This window comes from uncultured Meiothermus sp. (genome assembly GCF_937863175.1).
Taxonomy (GTDB): domain Bacteria; phylum Deinococcota; class Deinococci; order Deinococcales; family Thermaceae; genus Meiothermus.
In genome coordinates this window covers 1-4984 of sequence record NZ_CALMCQ010000220.1, presented here as the reverse complement: position 1 = coordinate 4984, position 4984 = coordinate 1, and the positions used below count along the sequence as shown (strand labels likewise).

The window sequence follows — 4984 nt, the reverse complement described above, 5'->3', positions numbered from 1 at the left end:
CCTATGAGTCAGGGCGGTTGCCGTAGCCGGCACCCCCATTCGCGGAACCCAGAGGCGGCCTGGAGGTGGTTTTCTACACCCCACTCAAAACTTCGTTTATCACCCCGCACTTTAAATGGAGCGAACCCTCTAAGCTGGAGATGTGCAGTTAGCCTTTGGTTTACCCTGGTTTTTGCTACTGGTTCCGCCGGTGTTGGGGCTGGTCTGGTGGTGGTATCGCCGCAGGCGGCCCCCGGAGCGCAAGATGGCCGGGGTCTGGCTGTGGCAGAAAGCCATTCGCAAGGGGAAAGCCCGCAGGCGTTTCGATTTGCGGCTGTTTGTGTTGTTGCTTTCGGCCTTGCTGGGGTTGCTGGCGCTGTCCGTACCCGAGGTCTCGCTCCATCGCCCTGGCGAGCTGGTGGTGGTGCTGGATGCCTCGGCCTCGATGGCTGCTACCGATGTAAGCCCCAGTCGCCTCGAGCGAGCCAGGGAAATTGCCCGTGAACACCTGGCCGCTTCGCCAAGAGCCGTTCTGGTGATAGCCAGCAGCCAGATTCAAGCCTATGGCCCGGCCCTGGGTCGTAACCTGGTAGACAACCTCGCAGGTCTCGAGGCCTCCAACTCAGAGGCAGATCTTCGAACCGCCGTCGCCAGGGGCAAGGCCTTGTTGCCGGGGGCCCGTGTCCTGACCATTGCCGACCAGGCGGTTCCACCGGGAAGCGATGGCTACATCAATGTGGCGGGCCATGGGGCCAACCTGGGAATTACCGCCATTGGCCCTGGTTTTGTGGCGGTAGCCAACGCGGGGCCTGGGCCGTGGCGGGGCGAACTCCTGGTGGATGGCAGGCGCTATGGGCTGGAGGTTCCCGCCAGGGGCTTCAGCAGCCTGGAGGTGCCCTCGGCCACGCCCACCGCTCGTATCGTGGGCAGCGATGCCCTGGCCCTGGATAACGAGGCCCGTTTTTCCCGGCGGTTGGTGCGGGTCGAGGTATCGGGCCGTTCGCCGGCCCTCGAGCGCTTGCTGGCGCTGCTGGGAACCAGCCGGGGCAGTCCCGGCGAGATGGTGTTCGAGATCGGCACCCCGCGCCGTGAGCCCAGCCGTTTCACGGTATTTTTTGCCGCACAGACCCGTGGGCAGGCCCTGGTGTTTGATGTGGAGCGCACCCTCCCCTATTTGCGTGGGGCCGAGCTGGTGGGCTACCGCCTGCGAATCCCACCGCCCCCCGCGGCCCCCAACTGGCAACCCCTGGCTATCAGCGAGACCGGCCAGGCCCTGGCCTGGTATCACCCCAGCGGCGTGTATCTACCCCCAGCAGAAAGCCTGCAAGACCTACCGGCCTTCCCGGTGTTGATCTATAACCTGGTTGCCCCCAGGGGCGAACTCCGCAGTGGCCTGCTAACCCCCGCCGAAACCCTGCTGCCGCGCCCCAGCCCCGATCAGTCCCTGCCCCCCACCCTCACCGTAGGACTGGCTCCCTGGCTGGCCTTGTTGGCAGCGCTCTTGCTAGCGGTGGAGTTCTACTACTTCCAGTACCGCGCAGGGCGGGAGCGCCTGGAACCCCAGCCCTCTCCCGCAACTTGAGCTTTGCGAGCCCAAATACCCAACACTCATTTGAACATCCTCTACAATTGACACCAATATGAACCGGGTGTTGCTGGGCGTACGGGGCATGGAGCGCCCCGAACAAATTGAAAAGGTTTCCAGTGCAATCAAAAAACTCGAGGGTGTCCAGAGCATACAGCCCGCCGATACGGGGCAGCTCGAGGTGGAATACGACCCACACATACTCACCGTCATGGATCTGATCCGCGTGGTGCGGGAACAGGGCTTCCTGGCCGGAATGCTGTAGGGTGGTTCAGACCAGGGTCAGCTTGAGGTGATCCACAACTCCCCCAAACCCTGCCTGGCCCCGCCCACGGTCTTCCACCACAGCATCGCCTTTTCGGAGTTCCACTCGACAGACGAGCCCAGGCTGCCATCGTACTCGAGGGCCGGGGCTGCATTTTGGGTTCCTCTTGATGTAAACTGATCCTGTCTGAGGCAGGGCGCACCCGCCCAGGCATCGAAACCAACCCCAAAACCAGAGCGGCCACTCCGTTGAGTTAAGCCCATTTACTTTCCGAAGGGCAAAGTAAACTGTTCTGGCTTTTGCAACTGCGGCAGTGGCTGTTAGCCTTTAGGTCAACGCTAATCGCTAATTCCCTCTCGTGGCTGGCTTCATGCTTGAAAAAGATGCGCCCCGTGTGGCGCAAACCAGAGGAGAAAATATGGCCTACAGAGACGACTTTAATGCCCGTAAGAGCCTTTCGGTCAAGATGGGTGAAGTGCACTACTTCGACATCATGGAACTGGAAAAAGAGGGTCTCGCACCGGTGTCCAGGCTGCCTTTTAGCATTCGAGTGATGCTCGAGAGCCTGCTTCGCAACCATGATGAGTACAAAGTATCCCGAGAGGATGTTATTGCGCTCGCCAACTGGAAAGCCGACCCGGGCGAGGTCAACGTTCCACTCATGCTCGCGCGGGTGATTCTGCAAGACTTTACCGGGGTTCCGGCGGTGGTGGATCTGGCCGCGATGCGCGATGCGATTAGCAGGCTGGGCGGAGACCCCGAGCAGATCAACCCCGGGGTGCCGGTTGACCTGGTAATTGACCACTCCGTGCAGGTGGATTACTTCGGTACCAGCTACGCTTTCGCGCAGAACGTGGATCTGGAGTACGCCCGCAACGAGGAGCGCTATTTGCTGCTCAAGTGGGGCCAGCAGGCCCTCAAAGGCTTCCGGGCCGTACCGCCTGGAACCGGAATCGTACACCAGGTGAACCTCGAGTACCTGGCCCCCGCAGTCATGACCCAGCAGGGCGAGGACGGCAAGCTTTATGCCTTCCCCGACAGCCTGGTGGGCACCGACAGCCATACCACCATGATCAACGGTCTGGGGGTGCTGGGCTGGGGAGTGGGCGGCATCGAGGCCGAGGCGGTGATGCTGGGCCAGCCCTACTACATGCTGGCCCCCAGGGTGATTGGCTTTAAACTTTCGGGCGAGCTGCCCGAGGGCGCGACTGCTACCGACCTGGTGTTGCGCGTGACCGAGATGATCCGCAAGCACGGCGCAGTGGGTAAGTTCGTGGAGTTCTACGGCCCCGGCGTCTCCAGGCTGCCGCTGGCCGACCGCGCCACCATCGCCAATATGGCCCCGGAATATGGGGCCACCATGGGCTTCTTCCCCATTGACGAGGAGACCATCGCCTACCTCAGGCTGACGGGCCGCTCCCATGAGCAAGTAGACCTGGTGGAGAAATACGCCAAAGCAGCAGGCTTCTGGCGCACCGACGACGATACGCCGGTCTACAGCGAGTATCTGGAACTCGACCTCTCGAGCGTGATCCCGGCCCTGGCCGGCCCCAAGCGCCCGCAAGACCGGGTGAACCTGGGCGACGTGAAAAAGAGCTTCCTGGATCACCTGATCAGGGACGTAAAAGAGCGCGGCTTCGGCCTCACGCCGGACAAGCTGGGCGCGAAGGTCACGGTGAAGAAAGGTCGCGACGAGTTCGAGCTACAGCACGGCTCGGTGGTGATCGCCGCCATCACCTCTTGCACCAACACCTCCAACCCCTCCGTCATGCTGGGCGCGGGCCTGCTGGCCAAGAAGGCGGTCGAGGCAGGTCTGGACACCCAGCCCTGGGTGAAGAGCAGCCTGGCCCCTGGCTCCAAAGTGGTGACCGAGTATCTGCATGCCGCTGGTCTTACGCCCTTCCTCGAGGCCCTCAAGTTCCATACCGTGGGATACGGCTGTACCACCTGCATCGGTAACTCCGGCCCCCTGCCCGAAGAAATCTCCGGGGGCGTGAGGGAAGGCGACCTGGTGGCGGCGGCGGTGCTCTCGGGCAACCGCAACTTCGAGGGCCGCGTCAACCCCGACGTGAAGGCCAACTACCTGGCCTCGCCCATGCTGGTGGTGGCCTATGCGCTGGCAGGCCGCATGGACATTGATTTCACCACCGAGCCCATCGGCTACGACCCCAACGGGCGTGAAATCTTCCTCAAGGACATCTGGCCCAGCCAGGAGGAGATCCGGCAGACCGTCCACAAGACCCTCGACGCCGAGATGTTTCGCCGCCAGTACGCCACCGTCTTCGAGGGCGACCAGCGCTGGAAGGCCCTCCCGGCCCCCACCGGCCAGCTCTACCGGTTCGACCCCAAGAGCACCTACATCCAGAACCCGCCCTTCTTCTCTAACCTCGGCAGCAGCCGCGAAATCTCCGACATCCAGGGCGCGAAGGTGCTGCTGCTGCTGGGCGACTCCATCACCACCGACCACATCTCGCCGGCGGGTAATATCGCCCGGAACTCCCCCGCAGCCAGGTATCTGATGGATCATGGCGTACAGCCTGCCGACTTTAACAGCTACGGCGCCCGGCGCGGCAACCACGAAGTGATGCTGCGCGGCACCTTCGCCAATATCCGCATCCGCAACCTGATGCTGGGTGGCAAGGAAGGCCCCCTGAGCCTGTACAACGGCGAAGAGATGAGCGTCTACGACGCCAGCATGAAACACCAGGCCGACGGCACCCCGCTGGTGGTGATTGGGGGCATCGAGTACGGCAACGGCTCGAGCCGCGACTGGGCCGCCAAGGGCACCTATCTGCTGGGCGTGAAAGCCGTAATCGCCCAGAGCTTCGAGCGCATCCACCGCAGCAACCTGGTGGGCATGGGCGTGCTACCGCTGGTGTTTATGGAAGGTCAGAACGCCGCCTCGCTGGGGCTGACAGGCCATGAAACCTTCGACATCAAGGGCATCGAGGGCATCACCCCTGGCAAGATTCTGGACGTGACCGCCACCAAGCCCGACGGCTCCAGGGTGGAGTTCAAGGCCAGGGCGCGAATTGATACGCCCGTGGAAGTGGACTACTACAAAAACGGCGGGATTTTGCAGACCGTGTTGAAGAACATGCTGGCTGAGAAGGCGAAGGCGTAAGGCGACGCAGAATGAGTAGGGCGGGGCACTT

Annotated in this window: 3 protein-coding genes; all 3 read left to right on the top strand. The window is 62.5% G+C overall.

Annotation, left to right across the window (positions count from 1 at the left end; translation table 11 throughout):
- The first annotated feature begins 142 nt into the window (after window positions 1–142).
- The 3 genes from Q0288_RS08515 (at window position 143) to acnA (ending at window position 4953) form a co-directional block, all read left to right on the top strand.
- Window positions 143–1561 carry a VWA domain-containing protein gene (locus Q0288_RS08515; RefSeq protein WP_299429467.1) on the top strand — a complete coding sequence of 473 codons (1419 nt, stop codon included), beginning with the start codon at window positions 143–145 and terminating at the stop codon, window positions 1559–1561.
- 58 nt (window positions 1562–1619) lie between these two features.
- Complete coding sequence (locus Q0288_RS08510) at window positions 1620–1829, top strand: heavy metal-associated domain-containing protein (protein WP_299429466.1); 210 nt, start codon at window positions 1620–1622, stop codon at window positions 1827–1829.
- A gap of 418 nt (window positions 1830–2247) precedes the next feature.
- On the top strand, window positions 2248–4953 hold the full coding sequence (gene acnA / locus Q0288_RS08505; RefSeq protein WP_299429465.1) for an aconitate hydratase AcnA: 2706 nt from the start codon (window positions 2248–2250) through the stop codon (window positions 4951–4953).
- The last annotated feature ends 31 nt before the right edge of the window (window positions 4954–4984 follow it).